The sequence below is a fragment of the Variovorax sp. GW822-FHT04E09 genome, from assembly GCF_058800845.1.
In genome coordinates this window covers 232751-256730 of sequence record NZ_JBXAMR010000005.1, presented here as the reverse complement: position 1 = coordinate 256730, position 23980 = coordinate 232751, and the positions used below count along the sequence as shown (strand labels likewise).

Below are 23980 nucleotides of genomic sequence, written 5' to 3'. Positions count from 1 at the left end.
TCCTCCGAATGAGCGCCATCCCACCCTCCACCCCCGATCGCCGCCGCACCGTCCTCGTCACGGGCGCGGGCCGCCGGCTGGGCCGCGAGATCGCGCTGGCGCTCGCCGCGGGCGGCTGGCAGGTGGCGGTGCACTACCGCAGTTCGCGCGCCGAGGCCGAGCAGACCGTGGCCGACTGCGCCGCGCGCTCGGGCGACTCGGCGCTGTTCGAGGCCGACCTGGCCGACGAACAGGCCACGCGCGCCCTGCTGCCGCGCGTGGCGGCGCGCTTTCGTGCCGTCGACGCCGTGGTGCACAGCGCCGCCCTCTTCGAACACGACGACGCCGCCAGCTTCAGCTACGCGCTCATGGAGCGCCACGCGCGCAGCAACACCGGCGCGGCCATCCTGCTGGCGCAGGCGCTGCACGACCACCTGGCCCGGCGCGATGCGCAGGGCGGCGCCGTGGTGCACCTGCTCGACCAGAAGCTGTGGAACCCGAACCCCGACTTCCTGAGTTACACGCTCTCCAAGGCCGCGCTCGAAGCCGCCACCCCCATGCTCGCGCTGGCGCTGGCGCCGCGCGTGCGCGTGGTGGGCGTGGCGCCCGGCCTCACGCTGGCGAGCCACATGCTCGATGACGACAAGTTCGCGCAGCTGCACAAGCTGTCGCCGCTGGGCCGCTCGTCCACATCGGAAGACGTGGCCGCCACCGTGAAGTTCGCGCTGGAAAACAGCTCGATCACCGGCACCACGCTGCTCGTCGACGGCGGCCAGCACCTCATGAAATTCGAGCGCGACTTCTCGCTCATGTGACGAGCACCACCACCATGTCCACGAACACACCGCACGGCCACCAGACACTCACCCTCCAGGGCCTGCGCTTCGACGCCAACCTGGGCATCCTCGAGCAGGAAAAGACCGCGCCGCAGCCGATCTTGGTGGACGCCGAGCTCAACCTCGGCCCGCAGCCGCTGCTGCCGCAGGACGACGACATCTTCCACGTGCTGGACTACCGCAAGGTGCGCCGCATCATCATCGACGAGTGCACCGCCGAGCACGTCAACCTGCTCGAAAGCCTGATCGGCAAGCTCGCGCAGCGCCTGCTGCAACTGCCCGGCGTGCGGGGCGTGCGCGTAAAGATCGCCAAGCTCGAAATCTTCGACGACTGCGAAGTCGCCATCCGCATCGAAGCCGGGGAATGGTGATCCAAGGCAAAATCGGGGCTCTTTCCCCCGATTTGCCCGAAGTAGCCCCCCAATGAACGCCGTCTGGATCGACGATACGCCCGAAGCCGGTGCGCCCTCCAACTCGCTGAAGATCGAACGCGAGACGCACAAGCTCGAGAAGCGCCTGTGCCGCCAGGTCGGCCAGGCCATCGTCGACTACAACATGATCGAAGAGGGCGACAAGGTCATGGTGTGCGTCTCGGGTGGAAAAGACAGCTACGCGCTGCTCGACATCCTGCTCAAGATGAAGGCGCGCGCGCCCATCCACTTCGACATCGTCGCGGTCAACCTCGACCAGAAGCAGCCCGGCTTTCCCGAAGAGGTGCTGCCCAAGTACCTGAGCGAGCTCGGCGTGGCCTTCCACATCGAGAACCAGGACACCTACAGCATCGTCAAGCGCGTGATCCCCGAGGGCAAGACCACCTGCGGCCTGTGCAGCCGGCTGCGCCGCGGCATCCTGTACCGCGTGGCCGACGAACTGGGCGCCACCAAGGTCGCGCTGGGCCACCACCGCGACGACATGCTGCAGACCTTCTTCCTCAACATGTTCTTCGGCGGCAAGCTCAAGAGCATGCCGCCCAAGCTGGTGAGCGACGACGGCAAGCACATCGTGATCCGTCCGCTGGCCTACGTGGCCGAAAAGGACACGGTGCGCTGGGCGCAGCACCGCGAGTTCCCGATCATTCCCTGCACGCTGTGCGGCAGCCAGGAGAACCTGCAGCGCAAGCAGGTCGGCGAGATGCTGCGCGAGTGGGACAAGAAGTACCCCGGCCGCGTGGAAAACATGTTCACCGCGCTGCAGAACGTCGTGCCTTCGCACCTGCTGGACGGAACGCTGCACGACTTCCAGGGTCTGAAGGCGACGGGCGTGGCCGACGAGAACGGCGACAAGGCCTTCGACACGCCCGCTTTCGACCTGCTCTCCCAGGCACCCTCGGCCCTGCGCATCGTTCAAGGCTGACTCGGGCAACCCAGGGGAATTTAGGGCACTTGGCCCGGAGACCCTTATGTATCGTGCGTTTTCAGCTCTATTTTTGGTAGCAACCCTGAGCGGCTGCGCCACCTCCTGGGTGGTCGACAGCAACGTCAAGAGCTTTGCCACGCCGGGCACGACCGTGCCGCCCGGCGCCACCTACCGCTTCGAGCGCCTGCCCTCGCAGCAGGCCGACACGGCGCGCCAGGAAGGCCTGGAGGCCATGGCCGCGGCCGCGCTCGACAAGGTCGGCCTGCGCCGCGACGACACAAGGCCGCAGTACACGGCGCAGATCGGCGCGCGCGTCACGGCGGCGCTGTCGCCCTGGGCCGATCCGTGGCTGTACGGGCCCGGTCCGTGGGGCTACGGCTACGGCGGCTACTACGGCCACCGCTGGTATGGCAGCGGCTGGTACGGCGGCCCGATGTTCACGCCGCCGGCCAACCCCTGGTACCAGCGCGAGGTGAGCCTCGTGCTGCGCGAGGCGGGCGGCAGCCACCGCGTGGTGTACGAGACCCGCGCGCGCAACGACGGCCCCTACAGTTCGAGCGCGGCGATCCTGCCGGTGATGTTCGAGGCCGCGCTGCAGGGCTTTCCGAACCCGCCGCCGGGCGAGCGCCGCGTGAACATCGAGCTCACGCCGGCTGCCAAGAAATGACGCACTTCTAGAATTCGGACGGATGGAAGCCAATCTCACCCGCCTGATCGCCGTGCGCCACGGCGAAACCGCCTGGAACGTCGACACCCGCATCCAGGGCCACCTCGACATCGGCCTCAATGCCACCGGCCTCTGGCAGGCGCAGCGCGCCGGGCAGGCGCTGGCCGACGAGCCGGTCGCGGCGGTCTATGCCAGCGACCTCTCGCGCGCCTGGCAGACCGCCCAGGCCATCGCCGAGCCCCACGGCCTCGAGGTGCAACCCGACCTGGGCCTGCGCGAGCGCGCCTTCGGTCGCTTCGAGGGCATGAGCTTCGCCGAGATCGAGGCCACGCTGCCCGAGGACGCACGCCGCTGGCGCGAGCGCGACCCCGAGTTCGAGCCCGAAGGCGGCGGCGAAAGCCTGCTGACCTTTCGCGACCGCGTGACCGGCACCGCCTCGGCCATCGCCGCGCGCCACCCGGGCCAGCTGGTGGTGCTGGTGGCCCACGGCGGCGTGATGGACGTGCTCTACCGCGCCGCCACGCGCCAGGAGCTGCAGGCGCCGCGCACCTGGCAACTCGGCAACGCGGCCATCAACCGCATGCTGTGGACGCCCGAGGGCTTCAGCCTCGTCGGTTGGAGCGACATCGCGCACCTGGCGACGGACGCGCCGCTGGACGAGACCACGACCTAGAGGGGTGAGCCGCTTGCCTTTCTTCGCCCCGGGCAAGACGCTCCCATGAAAAGAACGAACCCCACGCCCTCGGCGTACGCCAGCTGGGACGCCTCCCAGTCGCTGTCCGCGCCGTGGATCGACGCCACGCACCTGGGAAGCTTCGTCACCCTGGAGGCCGGCGACACCATTGCGCGCGAAGGCGAACGGCACGACTACTTCTATCTCTTGCGATCGGGCTTCGTGCATTCCACGATCCACCGAAGCAACGGCTCGGAGTTCCTGCTCGAGATTTTCGGGCCGGGCGCGATCTTCGGCGAAGGCCCGGCGTTTGCCGACAGCCCCCGACCGACGACGACCCGGGCGGTCGCGCCGGCCCTTCTCAGCCGCTACCGCCCGGCGGATGTCGCGCAGCAGTTCTCGGCGCTGCCCGAACTCGCGACCTCGTTGATCCAGCTGCTCGGCTTCAAGAACCACATGATCGTCGCCAAGCTGGCCGGGGTGGCCTCGGCGGCACCCAAGGAGCGGGTCATCGACTTGCTGCTGCGGGTGGCACGCCCGCCATCGGCGCAGGCACCGAAACAACTCACCGTGGATCTGACGCACGAGCAGATCGGCGCCATGACGGCCCTGAGCCGCGTCACGGTCACGCGCACGTTGAATGCGCTGGCGAGAGAAGGGCTCATTGAAACGCGGGCCCGGCAGGTCAGCATCCCGAATGCGCCGGCCCTGCATCGTTTCCGTGACGCGACACCGTAAGGAAAAAGCCCGCTTCCTGTATCGCTGGATACCGTCGACACCCTCACCCCCTCGCGATCATTCATCCCGTCACACACATGGGAAGAGCAGCGGCGGAGGGAATGGAGAGAGCCGTTGAGGAGAGAGGCCGGAGCGCCTTCAATGGGCGATGGTCCGGGTGTGGCGTCACGCGGGACTGCACAAGTCCTTCCTGGCCGGGTGGCTCACGCTCATGGCCATCCGGCATCTTTTGAATCGCCGTCAGGCGTGCGAGGCCGCGTGCCCCGCCGCAGCCTCGGCCTTCGCCTCGCCCGGCAGCTCCACCATCGGCCCGCTGCCGCTGTAGCGGTCGAGCGCGAGGTAGATCGCGGGCGTGATGTACAGCGTGATCACCTGCGAGAAGATCAGCCCGCCCACCACCGCCACGCCCAGCGGCTGGCGCAGTTCGGCGCCGGCACCCAGGCCCAGCGCGAGCGGCAGCGCGCCCATCAGCGCGGCCAGCGTGGTCATCAGGATCGGGCGGAAGCGCAGCCGGCAGGCTTCGCGGATTGCGTCGACCGGCTTCATGCCCTCGGTGCGCTGCGCGTCGAGCGCGAAGTCGATCATCATGATCGCGTTCTTCTTCACGATGCCGATCAACAGCAGGATGCCGATGGTCGCGATCAGCGTGAGGTCGAAGCCGAAGAGCTTCAGCGAGATGAGCGCCCCCACCGCCGCCGAAGGCAGGCCCGCCAGGATGGTGAGGGGGTGGATGTAGCTCTCGTACAGCACGCCCAGCAGCACGTAGATGACCAGCACCGCGAGCACCAGCAGCACGGCCTGGCTGCCCTGCGAACTCTGGAACACCGCCGCGTCGCCGCCGTAGGTCGTGATGATCGACTGCGGCATCTTCAGCTCGTCCTTGAAGCGGTCGATCTTCGCGGTGGCGTTGCCCAGCGGCACGTCGGGGCCGAGGTTGAACGACACCGTCACCGCCTGCAGCTGGCCCTGGTGGTTGACCGAGGTCGGCCCCACGGTGCGCTTGACGGTCGAGAAGGCCGACAACGGCACCAGCTTGCCGGTGGTGCTGCGCACCGACAGGCGCGCCACGTCTTCCTCGAACTGGCGGTCGCTGTCGGCCGCCGACAGGATCACCTGGTAGGTGTTGCTGGCGCCGTAGATGCTGCCGATCTGGCGGTCGCCGTACGCGTTGTACAGCGCGGTGCGCAGGTCGCCCACGGCCACGCCGAGCACGCCGGCCTTGTCGCGGTCGATCTCCAGCGTGGCCTGCAGGCCGCGGTTCTGCGAGTCGCTGGTCACATCGCGGAAGTCGGGGTCGGCGCGCATGCGCTCCATGAGTTTGGTCGACCACGGCACCATCTCGCCGGCATTCACGCTCTGCAGCGTGTACTGGAAGCGCGCCTTGCTCTGGCGCCCGCCCAGGCGCAGGTTCTGCACCGGCTGCATGTACACGGCAATGCCCGGAATCTCGCGGAAGCGCTGGCGCAGCGATTCGAGCACCTTGGCCATCTTGGGGCGCTCGCTGCGCGGCTTGAGCACCGCGAACAGCCGGCCCGAGTTCTGCGTGGCGGTCGGACCGCCCACGCCGACGAAGGAGCTCACGTAGTCCACGCTCGGATCGGCCTTGAGCGCGGCGGCCACGCGGTCCTGCAGCGCCTTCATGGCGGTGAACGAAATGTCTTCGGCCGCCTCGGTGGTGATCTGGATCTGGCCGATGTCTTCCTCGGGGAAGAAACCCTTGGGAATGCTGATGAAGAGCCAGGCCGTGACCACGAAGGTCAGGCCCGCCATGACCAGCATCAGCGCGCGGTGCCCGAGCGTCCAGTCGAGCGTGCGCATGTAGCCGCCGTGCACGGCGCGGTAGCCGCGCTCGAAGGCACGGCCGATCGCCGTGCCGGGCTCGGGGTGCTCTTCCTCGTGGTCGAGCGCGCCGGCCTTGCGCGGCACGTGCTTGAGCAGCCGGCTCGCGAGCATGGGCACGAGCGTGAGCGACACCACGGCCGACACCAGCACCGCCAGTGCCACCACCACGGCGAACTCGTGGAACAAGAGGCCGATCACGCCGGGCATGAAGAAGATCGGGATGAACACGGCCACCAGCGAGATCGAGATCGACACGATGGTGAAGCCCACCTCGCGCGCACCGCGCAGCGCGGCGGCCATCGGCTCCATGCCCTTCTCGACGTAGCGCATGATGTTCTCGAGCACCACGATGGCGTCGTCCACCACCAGGCCCACGGCCAGCGTGATGCCCAGCAACGACACGTTGTCCAGGCTGTAGCCGAAGGCGTACAGCAGCGCCACGGCGCCGATCAGCGAGATCGGGATGGTGGCCGCCGGGATCAGCGTGGCCACCAGCCGGTGCAGGAACAGGAAGATCACCAGCACCACCAGCGCGATGGTGCCCAGCAGCGTGAGCTGAACGTCGTGCACCGCCTCGCGGATCGAGAGCGAGCGGTCGTTGACCATGTGGATCTCGACCGACTGCGGCAGCTCGGCCTTGAAGCGCGGGATGAGCGCGCGCACCGCGTCCACCACCTGCACGGTGTTGGCGTTGGGCTGGCGCTGCACGGCCAGCGAGATCGAGTCTTGCCCGTTGAAGCTGCTGGCGGTCTTGACCGACTCGAAGCTGTCTTCGAGCGTGGCCACTTCGTCCAGCCGCACCGGCGCGCCGTTGCGCTGCGCGATGATCAGCTTGGCGAAGTCGGCCGCCTTCATGAGCTGGCGGTTGGCCTGGATGGTGAGCGTCTGGCGCGGGCCGTCGAGCGTGCCGACCGGCGTGTTGGCGTTGGCCGAGTTCACGGCCTTGGCCAGTTCGTCGAGCGTGATGTTGCGCGCGTTGAGCAGGTCGGCGTTGGCCTTGATGCGCACCGCGAAGGCCTTGCGCCCGTACACGCCCACCTGCGCCACACCGTCGATGGTCGAGAGCGTGGGCGAAATGAGGTTCTCGGCGTAGTCGTTGAGCTCCGACGGGTTCATCGACGGCGAGATCAGCGCGATGAACAGCACCGGCGCGTCGGCCGGGTTCACCTTGCGGTACGAAGGCAGCTGCGTGAGTTCCTGCGGCAGCTGGCGCTGGGCGCGCAGCAGCGCGGCCTGCACGTCGACCGCGGCGGCGTCGATGTCGCGGCTGCTGACGAATTCGAGCGTGAGCGAGGTCACGCCCTGCGTGTTCACCGAGCTGATGGTCTGCAGGCCGGGGATGGTCGAGAACTGCTTTTCGAGCGGCAGCGCGACCGAACTCGCCATGGTGTCGGGGCTGGCGCCGGGCAGCTGCGCGTTGACGTTGATGACCGGCGTGTTGTAGCTGGGCAGCGCCGCCACCGGGATGCTGAAGTACGCAAAGATGCCGATGACCACGACGGCCGCCGACAGCAGCACCGTCATCGCCGGACGGCGGATGCAGAGCTCTGAAATGTTCATGCGCGTTCTCGTGCCGGCTGAACATCCGACGACGCGGCGCTACCAGGCGTGACGCCCGTGGTGCCATTGGCAGGCGCCCCGCCCGGGCCGGCCGGCGCCTTCACGTCGATGCGCACCTTGCCACCCGGGCGCACGTTCTGGCTGCCTTCGATCACGACCTGCTCGCCGGGCGTCACGCCGCTCACGGCCACCTTGGTGCCGAAGGTGTGCAGCACCTTGACCTGGCGGCGCGCCGCGTTGCGCTCGGCATCGACCACGTACAGCGTGGCGCCATCGGACAGCATCATGAGCGCCGCGGCCGGCACCACGGTGACGCCGTCGAGCATGCGCACCGTGATGCGCGTGTTGACGAACTGGCCGGGCCACAGGCTCTGGTCGGCGTTGGCGAACACGGCCTTGGCGCGCACGGTGCCGATCTGCGGGTCGACCGTGTTGTCGACGAAGTCGAGCGTGCCGAACAGCGGCTCGCGGCGGCCCGTGACCAGCGCCTCGACCTTGGCGCGCGTGCGCGCCGCGGCCAGCAGGTCCTGCAGGTTGCCTTCGGGCACGGGGAAGCTCACGGCGATCGGGTCGAGCTGGGTGATGGTGACCAGCGACAGCGTGGGCTGCACCAGCGTGCCCGGGTAGATGTTGACGGCGCCGATGCGCCCCGCGATGGGCGCGCGCAGCGTGGCATAGCCCAGCGCCACCTGCGCCGACTGCACGGCGGCGCGGTCGGCCGCGACGGCGGCGCGCTGCGCCTGGAGCTGCGACAGCGTGGCGTCGGCCGCGCTCTTGGCAATGAAGTTCTGCGCCACCAGGTCCTGGCTGCGCTTGTACTGGCGCTCCAGGTCGGCCATGGTGGCCTCGTCCTTCTGCTGCTGGGCCCGGGCGCGGGCCAGGTTGGCCTGGTCGTTGCGGTCGTCCAGCGTGAAGAGCAGCTGCCCTGCTTTCACGAACTGGCCTTCCTTGACGTGCACCGCGCTCACGGTGTTGGTGACCTGCGGGCGCAGGTCGACGCTGTTGAGCGAAACCACACTGCCGTTGACCTGCACCGTGACCGGCACGTCCTGCTTTTCGGCCATGGCCAGCGTGACCAGCGCGGCGGGAGGCCCGGCGTTCGCGGACTTGGCGTCTTTCGCGGCCGACCGATCGCCCGACATGCGCCACCAGCCGCCTGCGACGGCTACGATCAACACGCCCGCGAGGGCGAAGGCGGCAGATTTCTTCATGGGTTCTTGTGCACTTTGGGCTGACAGCAGCTATTGGAGCAGTGGCCGACGCACGGTGTTCACGGGCGCCGTAAAGAAATGTAAAGCAGGCCGACGCAAAGCCCCCGCACCACCCGCTGCACCCGGTATGAGGGAAAACACCCCCTCGCTAAAATCGCCGGTCCACAGCCTCTGGATATACCCCATGAACCGCTGCAAGACACCCACGAAAACGCTCACTTCCCTCGCCATCTGCGCCGCCCTTGCCGGCGCCGCCGGTCTTTTCTCGCTCCAGGCCAGCGCCCAGGACGAGGTGCCCCGTCCGCAGACCCAGAACGAGTCGCTCAATGGCGGGCGCAACTTCCCCATCGGCACGCTGCGCGGCAAGTTCATGGTGACCAGCGCCCCCGACGTCGAGCTCGACGGCCGGGCCGACCGCCTGGGCGCCGGCGCGCGCATCCGCAGCCCGCAGAACATGCTGGTGATGCCCGGCGCGATCATCGGCCAGAAGTACCTCGTGAACTACACGCGCGACGCCGCCGGGCTGCTGCGCGAGGTCTGGATCCTGACGCCCGACGAGGCCATGGCCAGCCGCGAATCGCTGAACAAGCCGTTCCTGAACATCTGGCCGTTCACCTCGAACGACACGCTGAACACGCAGTAACGCGGCCGGGCCGCAAGCAAGCAAAAATCCGCGGGCGCCACGCGCGCCTCGCAGCCCTTCCTCTTTGCGAAGGGCACAGAGAGCTCCCCCATGAAAAAAGTATTCATCAAGACCTTCGGCTGCCAGATGAACGAGTACGACTCGGACAAGATGGCCGACGTGCTCCACGCCGCGCAGGGCTACGAACCCACGCAGAACGTGGACGAGGCCGACCTCATCCTGTTCAACACCTGCTCGGTGCGCGAGAAGGCGCAGGAGAAGGTGTTCTCCGACCTCGGCCGCGTGAAGCACCTGAAGGCCAAGGGCGTGAAGATCGGCGTGGGCGGCTGCGTGGCGAGCCAGGAAGGCCAGGCCATCATCGCGCGCGCGCCCTACGTCGACATCGTGTTCGGCCCGCAGACGCTGCACCGCCTGCCCGAGATGCTGAACGACCGCGAGCGCCTGGACCGCCCGCAGGTGGACATCAGCTTCCCCGAGATCGAGAAGTTCGACCACCTGCCGCCCGCGCGCGTCGAAGGCGCCACGGCCTTCGTGTCGATCATGGAAGGCTGCTCCAAGTACTGCAGCTACTGCGTGGTGCCCTACACCCGCGGCGAGGAAGTGAACCGCCCGCTGGACGACGTGCTGGTCGAGATCGCCGGCCTGGCCGACCAGGGCGTGCGCGAGATCACGCTGCTGGGCCAGAACGTGAACGCCTACCGCGGCAAGATGGGCGACACGGCCGAAATCGCCGACTTCGCGCTGCTCATCGAGTACGTCGCCGAGATCCCCGGCATCGAGCGCATCCGCTACACCACCAGCCACCCGAACGAGTTCACGCCCCGGCTCATCGAGGCCTACGCCAAGGTGCCGCAGCTCGTCTCGCATTTGCACCTGCCGGTGCAGCACGGCAGCGACCGCATCCTCATGGCCATGAAGCGCGGCTACACGGCCATGGAATACAAGAGCACGGTGCGCAAGCTGCGCGCCATCCGCCCCGAACTCGCGCTTTCCAGCGACTTCATCGTCGGCTTCCCCGGCGAGACCGATGCCGACTTCGACAAGATGATGAAGCTCATCGACGACTGCCAGTTCGACAACAGCTTCAGCTTCATCTTCAGCCCGCGCCCCGGCACGCCCGCCGCCGCGCTGCAGGACGACACGCCGCACGAGGTGAAGCTGGCGCGCCTGCAGACGCTGCAGCGCGTGATCGACGGCAACGTGCGCCGCTTCGGCGATGCGCTGGTGGGCAGCACGCAGCGCGTGCTGGTCGAGGGCGCCTCGCGCAAGGACGCCAACGAACTCATGGGCCGCACCGCCTGCAACCGCGTCGTCAACTTCGAGGGCGACGCCCGCCTCGTGGGCCAGATGGCCGACCTGCGCATCACCCGCTCGCTGGCCTACACGCTGCGCGGCGAAGTGGTCACGCGCGAATCGGCCCTGGCTGCTGCTGCCACGGCGCTCGCCCACTGATGGCGAAGCGACCGTCCGTCCGGGGCTCGTTCCAGCAGCTCCTGCTGTTTGCCTTTTTGCTCATCACCGCGCTGCTGGTGGGCGTGGCGCTGCGCTCGGTGCTGCAGTACGACGCGCTCGTCACGCAAAGCCGCGACGCCGCCGCGCGCGCGCTGCGCCTGTCGGGCGCCTCGCAGTCGCTGGCCGAGCGCAGCGCGGCCATGGAACGCGCGGGACGCCAGTCGCTGGTGCTCAACGACGCCGTGCTGCGCCGCCGCTTCGACGAGGCGGCGCGCGAAGCCCACCAGGTGCTGGAGCGCCTGGAACGCAACGGCCTGCCGGCCGCCGGCATCGACATGTGGCGCAGCCAGCTCGGCGTGATCGAAGGGCTGCTCGGCGGCAGCCCCGACAGCGCCCTGGCGCGCGAAAGCACGATGGCGATGCAGTTCCGCGAACTCGACGCCCTGAACACCAACATCGCCCAGCAGGCGCAGTTCCTGATCGAAACGCAGAACGACGCGCTGGCCAAGCGCATCGAGAACGCGCGCCGCCGGCTGATGCGCGAGGTGGTGGCCGCCAGCGTGCTGGCCGTGTCGCTGGCGCTGGCCTTCGGCATCTGGCTGGCGCGCCCCTTCAAGCGGCTCGAGAACGCCATCGTCGGCCTGGGCCAGAACCGGCTCGACGAACCGATCGACATCCGCGGCCCGGCCGACGTGCGGCGCGTGTCGCAGCAGCTCGAATGGCTGCGCCTGCGCCTGACCGAACTCGACGCCGACAAGGCGCGCTTTCTGCGCCACGTGTCGCACGAGCTGAAGACGCCGCTGGCGGCGCTGCGCGAAGGCGTGTCGCTGCTCGAGGACGGCGTGACCGGCCCGCTGAACCCGGCGCAGCTCGAGGTCGCGCAGATCCTGCAGCAGAACACCGTGTCGCTGCAGAACCAGATCGAGGCGCTGCTGCGCTTCAACGCCGCCGCCTTCGAGGCGCGCGAGCTGCGCCGCGAGCGCACCGAGCTGCTGCCGCTGATCGAGGAGCAGATCGAGGCCCAGCGCCTGCAGTGGCAGGCGCATGGCCTGCGCGTGCGCGCCGAGGGCGAGCCCATCGCCCTCACGGTCGACCGCACCAAGCTCGGCACCGCCATCGCCAACCTGCTGTCGAACGCGATCCGCTTCTCGGCCGCCGGCGGCGTGATCACGCTGGCCGTGTCGGGCACGCCCGAGGCGGTGCACATCGACGTGTGCGACGCCGGCCCCGGCATTGCCGTGGGCGACCGCGACCGCATCTTCGAACCCTTCTTCCGTGGCGAGCGCCAGCCCGAGCACACGGTGAAAGGCACCGGCATCGGACTTTCCATCGTGCAGGAGTACATTGCAGCCCATGGGGGCCGCATCGCCCTGCTGCCGGACGGCCCCGGTGCACGCTTTCGCATCGAACTGCCGCGCACGACCTGACCCCGGACACCCCACCCACACCGCCCCGCGCCTTTTCGACCCATGTTCCTTTCGTTCGTCCGCAGATCCACCTTCGCCGGGGCCATGGCCGTGCCATGCGCCCTGCTGCTGGCGGCCTGCGCCTCCCAGCCCAAGCCGCCGGCCGAAGCCGACGCGCTGCCGCCGCCCGTGGCCGCGCCGCGCGTCGTGCCGGTCGAGGCCGAGCCCCGCGCGCCGGCCACGCAGCCGGCCTCGCTCTTCACGCAGCTCACCCAAGGCCCCGTCGCAACCATGCTGGCCTATGCCGACAAGGTGCGCCCGCTGGGCGGCGCCGACCTGAGCGCCGAAATTGCGCGCGTCGGCGAACAGGGCGAGACGCCCGCAGCGCAGATGCAGCTGGCGCTCCTGCTCGCGCAGACCCGCGTGCCGGCCGACCTGGCGCGCGCGCTGGGCCTGCTGCAGCGCGTGATCGCCAACCCGGCGCCCGAGGCGCAGCCGCTGCACCCGCTCGCGCGGGCGCTGGCCGCGCGCTATGTGGAGCAGCGCCGCGTCGAGGACGACCGCGACAAGCAGGTGCAGCAGCTGCGCGACAGCCAGCGCCGCATCGACCAGCTCAACGAGCGCATCGAGGCGCTGCGCGCCATCGAGCGCAGCTTCGCCCGGCCCAACACGCCGGCACCCACGCCCTCCAACGGAAGCAGATCCAACCCATGAGTACAGCTGGTGCCCGCCTCCTCGTGGTCGATGACGACCCGGACATGCTGCGGCTGCTCTCGATGCGGCTGGTGTCGGCGGGCTACCAGGTCACGGCCGTCACTTCGGCCGAGACCGCGCTCACGCAGCTCGAGATCGAGCACCCGCAGCTGGTGCTCAGCGACGTGCGCCTGCCCGGGCGCGACGGCCTGCAGCTGTTCGACGAGATCCGCAAGCGCCACCCGACGCTGCCGGTGATCCTGCTGACGGCGCACGGCACCATTCCCGACGCGGTCGAGGCCACGGCGCGCGGCGTGTTCACCTACCTCACCAAGCCCTACGACGCGCGCGAACTGCTCGAGAAGATCTCGCAGGCGCTGGCGCTCGGTGCGCCCACCACCACGCCCAGCAAGACCGGCGACGACAGCTGGCGCTCGGAAATCGTGAGCCGCAGCAACCGCATGGCCGAGCTGCTGGCCGAGGCGCGCATGGTCGCCAAGTCGGACGCCTCCGTGCTGCTGCGCGGCGACTCCGGCGCCGGCAAGGAACTGCTGGCGCGCGCCATCCACAAGGCCAGCGCGCGCGCCGACAAGCCCTTCGTGGCGGTCAATTGCGGCGCCATTCCCGAAGCGTTGCTCGAATCCGAGCTGTTCGGCCACATGAAGGGCGCCTTCACCGACGCCCACGCGAACCACAAGGGCCTGTTCCAGCAGGCCGACGGCGGCACGCTGCTGCTCGACGAAATCGGGGACATGCCGCCCGCGCTGCAGGTCAAGCTGCTGCGCGTGCTACAGGAGCGCGCGGTGCGCCCGCTGGGCGCGAGCCAGTCGATCGAGGTCGACGTGCGCATCGTCTCGGCCACCCACCGCGACCTCGACGCCGCGATGGAAGCCGGCCAGTTCCGCGAAGACCTCTATTACCGCCTGAACGTGGTGACGCTCACGCTGCCGCCGCTGTCGGCGCGGCGCGAGGACATTCCGCTGTTGGCCAACCACTTCCTGCAGAAGCTGTCGACCAAGTACGGCAAGCGGCTGTCGGGCTTCGCGCCCGAGGCGCTGAAGGCGCTCACTACCGCCGCGTGGCCGGGCAACGTGCGCCAGCTCTACAACGTGGTGGAGCAGGTCTGCGCGCTGTCGGGCTCGCCGCTGATCCCGCTGGCGCTGGTGCAGCGCGCGCTGCGCGTGCCGAGCGTGGAGGTGCTCACCTACGCCGAGGCCAAGCAGCGTTTCGAGCGCGACTACCTCGTCGGCCTGCTCAAGCTGACCGACGGCAACGTGGCCGACGCGGCCCGCCTGGCCGACCGCAACCGCACCGAGTTCTACCGCCTGCTGCAGAAGCACGAACTCACCCCGGGCAACTTCAAGGCCGACGTTGTCGCTCCCGGTGGCGACCCTGTCGCCGAGTAGCGACAGGCCTAAGTCGTTGATTTGAAAGGCTGTTTCCCGAGGGCCTCCCCGGCTTGTCGGGATTCGGCGACAAAAACGGGGGTTTCGGGGGCCCGGCAGGCCCCTCCCCCACGGAAAACGGTTTCGGAACGCGCCAAGTCGTTGATTTGAAAGCGTTTTTCCAGGCTGGCACAGGGTTTGCCCCTGTACTGGCATGACAGCACTTACCAGCCCATCTTTCGCACTGCGTCCGCAGCGCGACGGCCTGCGTCAAAAGCAGTTTTCCTCCTCGCGGCCCCGTGCCGCGGGCCATTCGCTGACCGCGCTCTCCGGCGTCGGCGGCGCCGCCACGGATTGCGTCTTCAAGCGCCTTCCGGCCATTGGCGACACCCCCCTCGACAAGCAACGTTGGTGAATGAACCGATGAAGCCGAACGACTTCTCCCACCTCAACGTCCTCGCCGAATCCGATTTCGCACGCCGCAGCGCGCTGCGCGAGGAACGCCACCCCAACGCCGTCACCGCACCGCCGCTGAACCGCGGTTCCATGGCACCGCGCCCCTGGCGTGGTTTCTGGAACAGCCTCGGCACCGCGCTGCTCGTGCGCCTGGGCGCCGGCCGCAACGCCGACAGCGCCCCCGCCGCCAAGCAAGCCGCCCCAGCCCCGCAGGCCTGGGAACGCGCCGCCGGCCAGCGCCGCCTCGCCTTCATGCTGCTCACGCTGCTGAGCACCGTGATCGCGTCGTCGCTGTTCGCCAGCGTGCAACCCGACTACGACAACGTCTGGCTCGAATACGGCCAGATCGGCCTGTACGGCCTGCTCTCGGGCTGGGTCGTGACCGGTTTCGTGACCGCCCTCATGGGCTTCTATGTGTCCGTGCGCGGTGACAAGCACGCCCTCTCGGCGAAACAGGTGGCCCACCACCCGATGAACCCCGAGGCACGCACCGCGATCATCATGCCGATCTGCAACGAGGACGTGGCCACCGTGTTCGCCGGCCTGCGCGCCACCTGCGAATCGGTCGCCTCCACGGGCCACGCCAAGCAGTTCGACGTGTTCGTGCTGTCCGACAGCTACAACCCCGAGACCGCCGCCGCCGAGCGCGCCGCCTGGGAAGACCTGCGCGCCGCGCTGGCCGAAAGCCCCAACCAGCCGCAGGTCGAGGTGTACTACCGCCTGCGCACCCGCCGCACGCACCGCAAGGCCGGCAACGTCGCCGACTTCTGCCGCCGCTGGGGCAAGGACTACCGCTACATGGTCGTGCTCGACGCCGACTCCGTGATGAGCGGCGACTGCCTGGCCTCGATGGTCAAGCTGATGGAAGCCAACCCCACCGCCGGCATCATCCAGACCGCGACGCAGGCCATCGGCCACGTCACGCTGCACGCCCGCGCCCAGCAGTTCGCTTCGCGCGTGACGGGTCGCCTGTTCACGCTGGGCATGCAGTTCTGGCAGCTCGGCGAGTCGCACTACTGGGGCCACAACGCGATCATCCGCGTCGAAGCCTTCATGAAGCACTGCGCGCTGGCCCCCATCAAGGGCACGGGCGGCATGTCGGGCGGCATCATGTCGCACGACTTCGTCGAAGCCGCGCTGATGCGCCGCGCCGGCTACCACGTGTGGCTGGTGTCCGACCTGGTCGGCAGCTACGAGCAGCAACCGCCGGACCTGCTGGCCGAACTCCAGCGCGACCGCCGCTGGTGCCAGGGCAACCTGCAGAACGCCCGCCTGATGGCCGAGCCCGGCATCCACCCGGTGCACCGCGCGATGTTCGTGACCGGCACCATGGCGTATGTCTCGGCCCCGCTGTGGCTCGCCTTCCTGACGCTGGGCACCGCCCTGTGGCTGAGCGGCTCGAGCCTGGTGTCGAGCTGGAACGTGCTGCCCGCCGAACTGGCCGGCCTGTGGGTCTGGACCCTGTGCCTGCTGTTCCTGCCGCGCGTGCTGGGCATCGCCGCCGTGCTGATGCGCGGTGAGCAACGCCAGTACGGCGGTGTGTGGGGCCTGGTGAAGAGCTCGGTGCTCGAAGCCGGCCTGGCCATCGTGCAGGCCCCGGTGCGCATGCTGGCCCACTCGCTGTTCGTGCTGGTCGCCCTCACCGGCATCAAGCTCGACTGGAAGTCGCCCCCGCGTGAAGCCAACGCCGTGCCGTGGAAGGTCGCTGCCTCGCAGCTGGCCCCCATGACGCTGGTGATCGCCATGCTGGCCGTCGGCGTCGCGATGATCGACCCGAGCGCCCTGATCTGGCTCATGCCCGTCGGCCTGCCGCTGCTGCTGGCGATCCCGCTGACCGTGCTGACCAGCCAGATCGCGCTGGGCACCACGCTGCGCGACCGCGGCTTCCTGCTGATTCCCGAGGAATCGCGCTCGCCCGCCGTGCTGCGCCGTGCGTGGATGCATGCGCTGCGCCTGGCGCGCCCGGCGGCACTGGCCACGGCCTGATGCGATCACCGCCCTGCGGCTGATCGCTCCAAAGAAAAAGCCCGCTTCGGCGGGCTTTTTGCTGGGCGGTGCGCGATGCGCATCGATATGTCAGAAGGGCAGCCAGCGGCGCCAGAACGGCGGACGGGGTGCGCGGGCGCCGCGCGCCACCAGCGCCGCGACGAGCGCCTCGCGGCCGTGCTTGCGGGCGGCCTGCAGCGGCGTAAGCCCGTCGAATTCAGACAGCAGGTTCGGATCGGCGCCGTGGTCCAGCAGGTAGCTGGCGATCTCGCCGTGCCCCTGGACCAGGCTGGCCACCAGCGGTGTGCACAGGATCTCGGGGTGCTGGTAGTTCGGATTCACGCCCGCACCGATGTGATAGCGCACCAGGTCGAGGTCGCCGGTCAGCGCGCCCTGGTAGAGCTCTTTCCAGTCGCCTGCGGACATGGCGGGGCTGCGCGCCTCTCTATATATATGTATGCGTCGAGCGGCCGGGCTCAGAACGGCAGCTTGCCGCCGCCTCCGCCCATGCCGGGCATCCCGCCCATGCCCTTCATGCCGCCCATCTTCTTCATCATCTTCATGAGGCCGCCGCCCTTCATCTTCTTCATCATGCCCTGCATCTGCTCGAACTCGTTGAGCAGGCGGTTCACTTCCTGAACCTGCACACCCGCGCCGGCCGCGATGCGGCGCTTGCGCGTGGCCTTGAGCAGCTCGGGCTTGCGGCGCTCCAGCGGCGTCATGCTCTGGATGATGCCTTCCTTGCGGCGGATGTCGCGCTCGGCGCGGGTCATGTCGGCCTCGGTGGCCTTGGCGGCCATCTGCTGGGGCAGCTTGTCCATCAGGCTGGAGAGGCCGCCCATCTGCTTCATCTGCTGCAGCTGGCCGAGGAAGTCGTTCAGGTCGAAGCCCGCGCCGCTCTTGACCTTGGCCGCGAGCTTCTGTGCCGCTTCGACGTCGACGCCGGCCGTGACCTGCTCGACCAGCGCGACGATGTCGCCCATGCCCAGGATCCGGCCCGCGTGGCGTTCGGCGTCGAACACTTCGAGGCCGTCGATCTTCTCGCTCGTGCCGGCGAACTTGATCGGCACGCCCGTCACCTGGCGCACCGACAGCGCTGCACCGCCGCGCGAATCGCCGTCGGTCTTGGTCAGGATGATGCCGGTGAGGGGCAGCGCCTCCTTGAAGGCCTTGGCGGTGTTGATCGCGTCCTGGCCCTGCATGGCATCGACCACGAACAGGGTTTCGACCGGATCGAGCTCGGCGTGCAGCTGCTTGATCTCGGTCATCAGCACTTCGTCGATCGCCAGGCGGCCGGCCGTGTCGACCAGCAGCACGTCGAAGTAATGGCGCCTGGCGTGATCGAGCGCGGCGCGCGCGATGTCCAGCGGCTTCTGGTCGGGCGTGCTCGGGAACCACTCGGCGCCGGCCTGCTTCGTGACGGTCTTGAGCTGTTCGATGGCGGCCGGGCGGTACACGTCGCCCGACACCGTGAGCACCTTCTTCTTGCGCTTCTCGATCAGGTGCTTGGCCAGCTTGGCGGTGGTGGTGGTCTTGCCGGCGCCCTGCAGGCCGGCCATGAGGATCACCGCCGGCGGCTGAGCCGCGAGGTTGATGTCCGACACGCCCTCGCCCATGGTGGCGGCGAGTTCGCGGTTGACGATGCCGACCAGCGCCTGGCCCGGCTTGAGCGAGCCCAGCACTTCCTGGCCGAGCGCCTTCTCCTTCACGCGGGCGACGAAGTCGCGCACCACGGGCAACGCCACGTCGGCCTCCAGCAGCGCCATGCGCACCTCGCGCAGCATGTCCTGCACGTTGCTTTCGGTGATGCGCGCCTGGCCGCTCATCGTCTTGACGAGGCGGGAGAACTTTTCGGTGAGGGCGGTGGCCATGAAGGAAATACCTTGTTGTCCGCGGCAGCGGACCGATGGAAAGTCGTGAAAACCTGGAAGCGGTATGTGGGCCCGCTCTCTCGCGGGGGGTGCCCCCGGCGGGGGTGGGCGAAGCGACGCGACGTGCGCGAAGCCGGGGGGCGAGCCTATACACTCCACCGATGATTTTAGCGATCCCCTCCCCACTCGGCGTGGCGCTGGGCATCGCCACCGCGGCAGCCTACGGTTTTGCCGCTGCCGCCGGTGCGCGGCTCAGCCGCCAGACCACCCAATGGGCGCTCGGCATCGCATGGCTGCTGCACGCTGCGGTGCTCGGCCACGGGCTGATCGGCGGCGACCCTCGCTTCGGTTTTGCGCCGGCGCTGTCGGTCACGGCGTGGCTGGTGCTCACGGTCTACGCGGTCGAAAGCCGCCTGTACCCGCAACTGAAGGCACGCCGTGCGCTGGCCTGGCTGGGCGCGGCCGCCGTGCTGCTGGCGCTGCTGTTCCCGGGCACGCCGCTGCATGTCAGCGCCTCGCCCTGGCTGCCGCTGCACCTGGCGCTGGGCATCGCCTCGTACGGCCTGTTCGGCGCCGCCGTGGTGCACGCCTGGCTGATCACGCGGGCCGAAAAGCAGATCCGCCTCGCCAGCGCCGATGCGCAGGCCGGTGTGCCGCTGCTCACATTGGAACGGCTCACCTTCCGCTTCGTCACGGCGGGCTTCGTGCTGCTGTCGGCCACGCTGCTGGCCGGCCTGCTGTTCAGCGAACAGCTCTACGGCGCCGCTGGCCGCGCCTGGAAGTGGGACCACAAGACCATCTTCTCGGTGCTCGCCTGGCTCAGCTTCGCGGTCCTGCTGACCGGGCGCGCGCGCTTCGGCTGGCGCGGACGCACGGCGCGGCGCGTGCTGTATGCGGGCGCGGCGCTGCTGCTGCTGGCCTATGTGGGCTCGCGCTTCGTGCTCGAAGTCGTGCTGACGCGCCTGCCCGCATGAAGTACCTGCTCGTCCTCGCGGTGGTGTGGGTCGCGATCTGGCTCTGGCGCAAGAACCGGCGCGAAGAGATGCGCGACGCGCAGCAGGAACGCGCCAAGAAAGCGCAGCAACGCACGCCGGCCGTCGGCCCGCCGCAGGCGATGGTGCGCTGCGCCCATTGCGGGCTGCACCTGCCCGCGGCCGACGCACTCGCCGGGCCGGACGGCGCGATGTTCTGCAGCGCCGCGCACCGCCAGGCCGGCACCTCCGCATGAGTTCATTGCGCCGGTCGCGCGGCGAGCCGGCCACCGACTGGGACGTGCTCGACCTGGGCGCCGGCGACAGCACGGCCCTGCTGCGGCTGTGGCGCGGCTTCATGGCGGCGCGCTGTTTCGTGGCGCTTGTGCTGGTGCTGCTGCAGGGCGTGGCCTTCGCCATCGGGCAGGCCGTGCAACCGCTGCCGATCGTGCTGTCGGGCGGCTACCTCGTGCTGGCCTGGCTGGAGATGCGCTACGCGCACTTCGAACCGCCGATCCGCGGCTTCTCCACCCTCTGGCTGCTGACCATCGGGGTCGACCTGGGCATCTTCAGCGCCCTGCAGGTGCTGCAGGGCGGCAGCGTCAACTACACGCCGCTGTTCGCGCTGCCCGTGCTGATGAGCGCGGTGCTCGGCACGCTGCTCGTGGGCCTGGGCACCACGGCCACCGTGACGCTGCTGCTGCTGGCCGACGCCGGCTGGCACTGGCTGCAGCAACCCGGCGATCCGTCGGCGCGCTTCGTGCAGGCCGCCCTCACCGGCACCGGCCTGTTCGTGGTGGCGCTGCTCGCGCACGAGCTGGCGCGCCGGCTGGCGCGCGAAGAGGCGGTGGCGCAACGCAGCCGCAGCCACGCGCAGATGCAGGCGCAGGTCAACGACCTGGTGATCGAAACCCTGAGCGAAGGCGTGCTGGTGATCGACACCGACGGCCTGGTGCACGCGGCCAACCCGGCGGCCGACGCAATCCTCGGCCAGGGCCTGGCGCAGCTGGCGTTGCCGTTCCCGCTGCACACCCAGCCGGCCTGGCATGCGCTGGCCGCGCTCGCGCGCCAGACCTTCGCGCGGCGCGCGCCGCAGACCGAGGAGATCCCGGTGGCGCAGGCGCGCGGCGCGGCGCGCGAGGTGCGCGTGCGCACCCGGCTCACGCCCACCGACGACCGCCGCGCCGACAGCCTGTGCGTGATGTTCCTGCAGGACCTGCGCGAGCTCGAGGCCCGCATCCGCACCGAAAAGCTCGCCGCGATGGGTCGCATGTCGGCCGCGGTGGCACATGAAATCCGCAACCCGCTGGCCGCCATCGCGCAGGCCAGCGCCCTACTCAGCGAAGACCTGACCGACCCGGCGCACCGCAAGCTGACCGACATGGTGCAGCACAACGCGCAGCGCCTGGCGCGCATCGTGGACGACGTGCTCGACGTCTCGCGCGCGCGCCAGCAGCGCGTGCTGTCGCTGGGCGAGCAGCTGGTGCTCGACCCGGCCGCGCAGATCCTGGCCGAGGAATGGATACGCCAGACCCAGCGCAAGGGCGTGCGCGTGGCGCTCGAGGCGCCGGGCAGCGAGGTGCGCTTCGAGGCCGAGCACCTGCGCCGGCTGCTGGTGAACCTGCTGGACAACGCGGCGCGCTACGCCAGCCAGCGCGAGGGCGCGATCCAGGTCATCACCACCTTGCAGCGCGCCGGCGTGCAGCGCCCGGCGCTGCTGGTGTGGAGCGACGGCGCACCGCTGGAGCCGGCGGTGCAGCGCCACCTGTTCGAACCCTTCTTCTCGTCCGAGAGCCGCTCCAGCGGCCTGGGCCTGTTCCTGTGCCGCGAGCTGTGCCGGCGCCACGGCGCCACCATCGGCTACGAACGGCGCGCGCTGGTGCCGGGCGGCCCCGAGGGCAACGAATTCTTCGTCAGCTTCGCACCGAGCGAAAACCGGCTGACACAATAGCGGCCGTGAGCTCCCTCCCGTCTTCCGCCGCCGCCCCGCGCCCCGCGCAGATCCTCGTCATCGACGACGAACCCGACCTGCGCACGCTCTACGAACTCACGCTGCTGCGCGAAGGCTACCGGGTGGAAGCCGCGGGCAGCGTGTCCGAAGCCTGGCAGCACCTGGAAGCCGGCCGCTTCGACGCCGTGATCACCGACATGCGGCTGCCCGACGGCGAAGGCATGGAGATCATCCACCGCATCCAGAAAGGCCAGCGCAGCGAGCGCTGCGTGGTCATGACCGCCTACGGCTCGGCCGAGAACGCGGTCGAGGCACTGAAGGCCGGCGCCTTCGACTACCTCACGAAGCCGGTCGACCTGAAGCAGTTCCGCGCCGTGGTGGCGTCGGCCGTGCAGGCCAACCGCGCGGCGGTGGTCGTGCCGCAGAAAGCGCCGCCGCAAGCCGCCGGCCAGGGCGGCGAGCGTCCCGATGTGCTGGCCGTGACGCGCAGCGGCGCCACCGCGCTCGACCGGCTGGTCGGCGACTCCGACCCGATGCGCCTCGTGAAGTCGCGCATCGCCAAGGTAGCGCGCGGCATGGCGCCGGTGCTGGTGCGCGGCGAATCGGGCACCGGCAAGGAACTCGTCGCACGCGCCGTGCACGGCTGCAGCCAACGCAGCGAAGGCCCCTTCGTCGCGGTGAACTGCGGCGCGATCCCCGAGAACCTGCTCGAGGCCGAGTTCTTCGGCGCCAAGAAGGGCTCGTACACCGGCTCCTCGCAAGACCGCGACGGCTACTTCCAGGCGGCGCGCGACGGCACGCTGTTCCTCGACGAAATCGGCGACCTGCCGCTGGCCATGCAATCGAAGCTGCTGCGCGCCATCCAGGAGCGCAGCGTGCGCGCCATCGGCTCGACGCAGGAAGACGCGGTCGACGTGCGCATCGTGAGCGCCACCCATAAAGACCTGCACGCCGAGGTGCTGGCCGGCCGCTTCCGGCAGGACCTGTTCTACCGCCTCAACGTGATCGAGATCGCCGTGCCCGCGCTGCGCGAGCGCCGCGAAGACCTGCCCGCGCTGTGCACCGCGCTGCTCGCGCGCATCGCGCAGGACGGCGGCCTGCCCGTGCCGCGCCTGTCCGACGCGCTGCTGCAGCGCCTGGCCCAGCACCCACTCGACGGCAACGTGCGCGAGCTCGAGAACCTGCTGCACCGCGCCGTGGCGCTGAACGACGGCGACGAACTGCACATCGACCTGATGGGCGCGATGACGCCGATGCCGGCCGCGCCGCGCGGCGAATCCGCTGAAGCGCCAGCCGCCGTTGCGGTGGCTGCGGCCCCCACGCCGGCGGCCGAACCCAAGCCCGCGCCGCCGCCGCTGCCTTCCGATCTGCAAGCCTGGCTCGACCAGCAGGAGCGCGAGATCCTCGTGCGCGCGCTGCACGAGAGCGGCTTCAACCGCACGGCCGCCGCCGCGCGGCTGGGCATGAGCCTGCGCCAGATCCGCTACCGCATCGCGCGCCTGGGCATCTCCACGCCCAACGGCGACGACGGCACCACCGCGCATGCCGACGACTGACGACCTCGCCACCCCACCGGCCGCCGACGACGGACTCTGGCGCGCCGGCTGGTACCGCTTCGCCAAGGCGCTGCCCTCGCCCAACTTCGGCCCGCGCCCCCTCGGCGCGCAGACCGACCTGATCGTGCTGCATTCCATCAGCCTGCCACCGGGCGAATACGGCGGTGACGCCGTGCAGCAGCTCTTCACCAACCAGCTCGACTGGGACGCGCACCCGTACTTCCAGTCGATCCGCGGGCTCGAGGTGTCGTCGCATTTCTATGTGCGACGCAACGGCGAGCTCTGGCAGTTCGTGAGCTGCGAGGACCGCGCCTGGCATGCCGGCGTGTCGTCGTGGCGCGGACGCACCAACTGCAACGACGACTCCGTCGGCATCGAACTCGAAGGCCTCGAGGGCGAGCGCTTCGAAGAGACGCAGTACGAGACGCTGGCCAGCCTGTGCGCCGCGCTCGCGCAGCACTACGCCATCGCCCACATCGCCGGCCACGAGCACATCGCGCCCGGCCGCAAGCAGGACCCCGGCGCCGGTTTCGACTGGCGCCTGCTGCGCGAACAGCTCGGCTGGAATCCACAGATGTTTCCCGAGCAGGTGGTCGCGCGCTAATTTTTTCAATCGCTCCGTGGCCCGCGATGCGCCGCTCTCGCAGCGCAGCAATCTCGCAAGCGCAGGCACGCGACGTAGCAACCATGCGGGCTGCAGGCCCAAATCGCCTTGCAAGCCGCGCCCCATGCGGGTTGCGCCACCATG

General features: G+C 69.5%; 22 protein-coding genes. 18 read left to right on the top strand and 4 right to left on the bottom strand.

Annotation, left to right across the window (positions count from 1 at the left end; translation table 11 throughout):
* The first annotated feature begins 8 nt into the window (after positions 1–8).
* The 6 genes from AC1RL8_RS21365 to AC1RL8_RS21340 all read left to right on the top strand — a co-directional run bounded on the left by AC1RL8_RS21365 (position 9) and on the right by AC1RL8_RS21340 (position 4249).
* Positions 9–794, top strand: coding sequence for an SDR family oxidoreductase (locus AC1RL8_RS21365; RefSeq protein WP_492686277.1), 786 nt, complete (start codon positions 9–11; stop codon positions 792–794).
* A gap of 14 nt (positions 795–808) precedes the next feature.
* Positions 809–1186, top strand: a complete 378-nt coding sequence (locus AC1RL8_RS21360) for a dihydroneopterin aldolase (protein ID WP_056576172.1) — start codon at positions 809–811, stop codon at positions 1184–1186.
* Positions 1187–1238: 52 nt separating this feature from the next.
* Positions 1239–2168, top strand: a complete 930-nt coding sequence (ttcA, locus tag AC1RL8_RS21355; protein WP_062477895.1) for a tRNA 2-thiocytidine(32) synthetase TtcA — start codon at positions 1239–1241, stop codon at positions 2166–2168.
* Between the two features lie 73 nt (positions 2169–2241).
* Positions 2242–2838 (top strand): DUF4136 domain-containing protein, encoded by a 597-nt coding sequence (locus AC1RL8_RS21350; RefSeq protein WP_390346616.1) that lies wholly within the window; start codon positions 2242–2244, stop codon positions 2836–2838.
* A gap of 22 nt (positions 2839–2860) precedes the next feature.
* Positions 2861–3511 carry a histidine phosphatase family protein gene (locus tag AC1RL8_RS21345; protein WP_159273898.1) on the top strand — a complete coding sequence of 217 codons (651 nt, stop codon included), beginning with the start codon at positions 2861–2863 and terminating at the stop codon, positions 3509–3511.
* 45 nt (positions 3512–3556) lie between these two features.
* The gene (locus AC1RL8_RS21340; protein WP_159273897.1) at positions 3557–4249 is read left to right on the top strand and encodes a Crp/Fnr family transcriptional regulator; all 693 of its coding nucleotides are present in this window, start codon (positions 3557–3559) and stop codon (positions 4247–4249) included.
* Positions 4250–4489: 240 nt separating this feature from the next.
* Here AC1RL8_RS21340 and AC1RL8_RS21335 read toward each other — a convergent pair whose 3' ends face one another.
* Both AC1RL8_RS21335 and AC1RL8_RS21330 read right to left on the bottom strand, forming a co-directional pair.
* Positions 4490–7651: an efflux RND transporter permease subunit gene (locus AC1RL8_RS21335; protein WP_159273896.1), complete on the bottom strand. Its 3162-nt coding sequence runs from the start codon at positions 7649–7651 to the stop codon at positions 4490–4492.
* Positions 7648–8793: an efflux RND transporter periplasmic adaptor subunit gene (locus AC1RL8_RS21330; RefSeq protein ID WP_492686403.1), complete on the bottom strand. Its 1146-nt coding sequence runs from the start codon at positions 8791–8793 to the stop codon at positions 7648–7650. The genes AC1RL8_RS21335 and AC1RL8_RS21330 overlap by 4 nt, the downstream gene beginning before the upstream one ends.
* Positions 8794–9046: 253 nt before the next feature.
* Here AC1RL8_RS21330 and AC1RL8_RS21325 point away from each other — a divergent pair, with 253 nt between their 5' ends.
* The 7 genes from AC1RL8_RS21325 (at position 9047) to mdoH (ending at position 16883) form a co-directional block, all read left to right on the top strand.
* Positions 9047–9505 (top strand): hypothetical protein, encoded by a 459-nt coding sequence (locus tag AC1RL8_RS21325; RefSeq protein WP_062477880.1) that lies wholly within the window; start codon positions 9047–9049, stop codon positions 9503–9505.
* Positions 9506–9595: 90 nt separating this feature from the next.
* Positions 9596–10957, top strand: coding sequence for a tRNA (N6-isopentenyl adenosine(37)-C2)-methylthiotransferase MiaB (miaB, locus tag AC1RL8_RS21320; RefSeq protein ID WP_492686278.1), 1362 nt, complete (start codon positions 9596–9598; stop codon positions 10955–10957).
* Entirely contained in the window at positions 10957–12384 is a 1428-nt protein-coding gene (locus AC1RL8_RS21315; RefSeq protein WP_062477875.1) for a sensor histidine kinase, read from the top strand. The genes miaB and AC1RL8_RS21315 overlap by 1 nt, the downstream gene beginning before the upstream one ends.
* An 84-nt stretch (positions 12385–12468) precedes the next feature.
* On the top strand, positions 12469–13077 hold the full coding sequence (locus AC1RL8_RS21310) for a hypothetical protein (protein ID WP_492686279.1): 609 nt from the start codon (positions 12469–12471) through the stop codon (positions 13075–13077).
* Complete coding sequence (locus AC1RL8_RS21305) at positions 13074–14462, top strand: sigma 54-interacting transcriptional regulator (protein ID WP_159278538.1); 1389 nt, start codon at positions 13074–13076, stop codon at positions 14460–14462. Before AC1RL8_RS21310 ends, AC1RL8_RS21305 begins: the two co-directional genes overlap by 4 nt.
* A 193-nt stretch (positions 14463–14655) precedes the next feature.
* Positions 14656–14856, top strand: coding sequence for a hypothetical protein (locus AC1RL8_RS21300; RefSeq protein ID WP_082818265.1), 201 nt, complete (start codon positions 14656–14658; stop codon positions 14854–14856).
* A gap of 8 nt (positions 14857–14864) precedes the next feature.
* Positions 14865–16883 carry a glucans biosynthesis glucosyltransferase MdoH gene (mdoH, locus tag AC1RL8_RS21295; protein ID WP_159273892.1) on the top strand — a complete coding sequence of 673 codons (2019 nt, stop codon included), beginning with the start codon at positions 14865–14867 and terminating at the stop codon, positions 16881–16883.
* A gap of 90 nt (positions 16884–16973) precedes the next feature.
* On the opposite strand, the gene AC1RL8_RS21290 is transcribed toward mdoH, so the two are convergent.
* A complete protein-coding gene (locus tag AC1RL8_RS21290) occupies positions 16974–17309 on the bottom strand; it encodes an ankyrin repeat domain-containing protein (RefSeq protein ID WP_159278540.1) in 336 nt (111 codons plus the stop codon).
* A gap of 50 nt (positions 17310–17359) precedes the next feature.
* Entirely contained in the window at positions 17360–18754 is a 1395-nt protein-coding gene (gene ffh, locus AC1RL8_RS21285; protein WP_492686280.1) for a signal recognition particle protein, read from the bottom strand.
* A gap of 161 nt (positions 18755–18915) precedes the next feature.
* Between ffh and AC1RL8_RS21280 the strand changes: the two genes are divergently transcribed.
* From AC1RL8_RS21280 to ampD, 5 genes are read left to right on the top strand one after another with little or no spacing between them, the layout of a single operon-like run.
* A complete protein-coding gene (locus tag AC1RL8_RS21280) occupies positions 18916–19728 on the top strand; it encodes a cytochrome C assembly family protein (protein ID WP_056575582.1) in 813 nt (270 codons plus the stop codon).
* Positions 19725–19982 carry a PP0621 family protein gene (locus tag AC1RL8_RS21275; protein WP_492686281.1) on the top strand — a complete coding sequence of 86 codons (258 nt, stop codon included), beginning with the start codon at positions 19725–19727 and terminating at the stop codon, positions 19980–19982. The genes AC1RL8_RS21280 and AC1RL8_RS21275 overlap by 4 nt, the downstream gene beginning before the upstream one ends.
* Positions 19979–21676 carry a two-component system sensor histidine kinase NtrB gene (locus AC1RL8_RS21270; RefSeq protein ID WP_492686282.1) on the top strand — a complete coding sequence of 566 codons (1698 nt, stop codon included), beginning with the start codon at positions 19979–19981 and terminating at the stop codon, positions 21674–21676. Before AC1RL8_RS21275 ends, AC1RL8_RS21270 begins: the two co-directional genes overlap by 4 nt.
* 5 nt (positions 21677–21681) lie before the next feature.
* On the top strand, positions 21682–23232 hold the full coding sequence (locus AC1RL8_RS21265) for a sigma-54-dependent transcriptional regulator (RefSeq protein WP_492686283.1): 1551 nt from the start codon (positions 21682–21684) through the stop codon (positions 23230–23232).
* On the top strand, positions 23219–23836 hold the full coding sequence (gene ampD, locus AC1RL8_RS21260) for a 1,6-anhydro-N-acetylmuramyl-L-alanine amidase AmpD (protein ID WP_492686284.1): 618 nt from the start codon (positions 23219–23221) through the stop codon (positions 23834–23836). The genes AC1RL8_RS21265 and ampD overlap by 14 nt, the downstream gene beginning before the upstream one ends.
* Positions 23837–23980: the final 144 nt, after the last annotated feature.

Bases quoted from the DNA above. Each gene is read 5' to 3' on its own strand.
- AC1RL8_RS21360 (WP_056576172.1), top strand. From the start codon at position 809: ATGTCCACGAACACACCGCACGGCCACCAGACACTCACCCTCCAGGGC.
- AC1RL8_RS21305 (WP_159278538.1), top strand. From the start codon at position 13,074: ATGAGTACAGCTGGTGCCCGCCTCCTCGTGGTCGATGACGACCCGGAC.
- AC1RL8_RS21310 (WP_492686279.1), top strand. From the start codon at position 12,469: ATGGCCGTGCCATGCGCCCTGCTGCTGGCGGCCTGCGCCTCCCAGCCC.
- AC1RL8_RS21315 (WP_062477875.1), top strand. From the start codon at position 10,957: ATGGCGAAGCGACCGTCCGTCCGGGGCTCGTTCCAGCAGCTCCTGCTG.
- ampD (WP_492686284.1), top strand. From the start codon at position 23,219: ATGCCGACGACTGACGACCTCGCCACCCCACCGGCCGCCGACGACGGA.
- AC1RL8_RS21340 (WP_159273897.1), top strand. From the start codon at position 3,557: ATGAAAAGAACGAACCCCACGCCCTCGGCGTACGCCAGCTGGGACGCC.
- AC1RL8_RS21330 (WP_492686403.1), bottom strand. From the start codon at position 8,793: ATGTCGGGCGATCGGTCGGCCGCGAAAGACGCCAAGTCCGCGAACGCC.
- AC1RL8_RS21290 (WP_159278540.1), bottom strand. From the start codon at position 17,309: ATGTCCGCAGGCGACTGGAAAGAGCTCTACCAGGGCGCGCTGACCGGC.
- AC1RL8_RS21335 (WP_159273896.1), bottom strand. From the start codon at position 7,651: ATGAACATTTCAGAGCTCTGCATCCGCCGTCCGGCGATGACGGTGCTG.
- AC1RL8_RS21345 (WP_159273898.1), top strand. From the start codon at position 2,861: ATGGAAGCCAATCTCACCCGCCTGATCGCCGTGCGCCACGGCGAAACC.
- miaB (WP_492686278.1), top strand. From the start codon at position 9,596: ATGAAAAAAGTATTCATCAAGACCTTCGGCTGCCAGATGAACGAGTAC.
- AC1RL8_RS21280 (WP_056575582.1), top strand. From the start codon at position 18,916: ATGATTTTAGCGATCCCCTCCCCACTCGGCGTGGCGCTGGGCATCGCC.
- AC1RL8_RS21365 (WP_492686277.1), top strand. From the start codon at position 9: ATGAGCGCCATCCCACCCTCCACCCCCGATCGCCGCCGCACCGTCCTC.
- AC1RL8_RS21325 (WP_062477880.1), top strand. From the start codon at position 9,047: ATGAACCGCTGCAAGACACCCACGAAAACGCTCACTTCCCTCGCCATC.
- mdoH (WP_159273892.1), top strand. From the start codon at position 14,865: ATGAAGCCGAACGACTTCTCCCACCTCAACGTCCTCGCCGAATCCGAT.
- AC1RL8_RS21300 (WP_082818265.1), top strand. From the start codon at position 14,656: ATGACAGCACTTACCAGCCCATCTTTCGCACTGCGTCCGCAGCGCGAC.
- AC1RL8_RS21275 (WP_492686281.1), top strand. From the start codon at position 19,725: ATGAAGTACCTGCTCGTCCTCGCGGTGGTGTGGGTCGCGATCTGGCTC.
- ttcA (WP_062477895.1), top strand. From the start codon at position 1,239: ATGAACGCCGTCTGGATCGACGATACGCCCGAAGCCGGTGCGCCCTCC.
- AC1RL8_RS21270 (WP_492686282.1), top strand. From the start codon at position 19,979: ATGAGTTCATTGCGCCGGTCGCGCGGCGAGCCGGCCACCGACTGGGAC.
- ffh (WP_492686280.1), bottom strand. From the start codon at position 18,754: ATGGCCACCGCCCTCACCGAAAAGTTCTCCCGCCTCGTCAAGACGATG.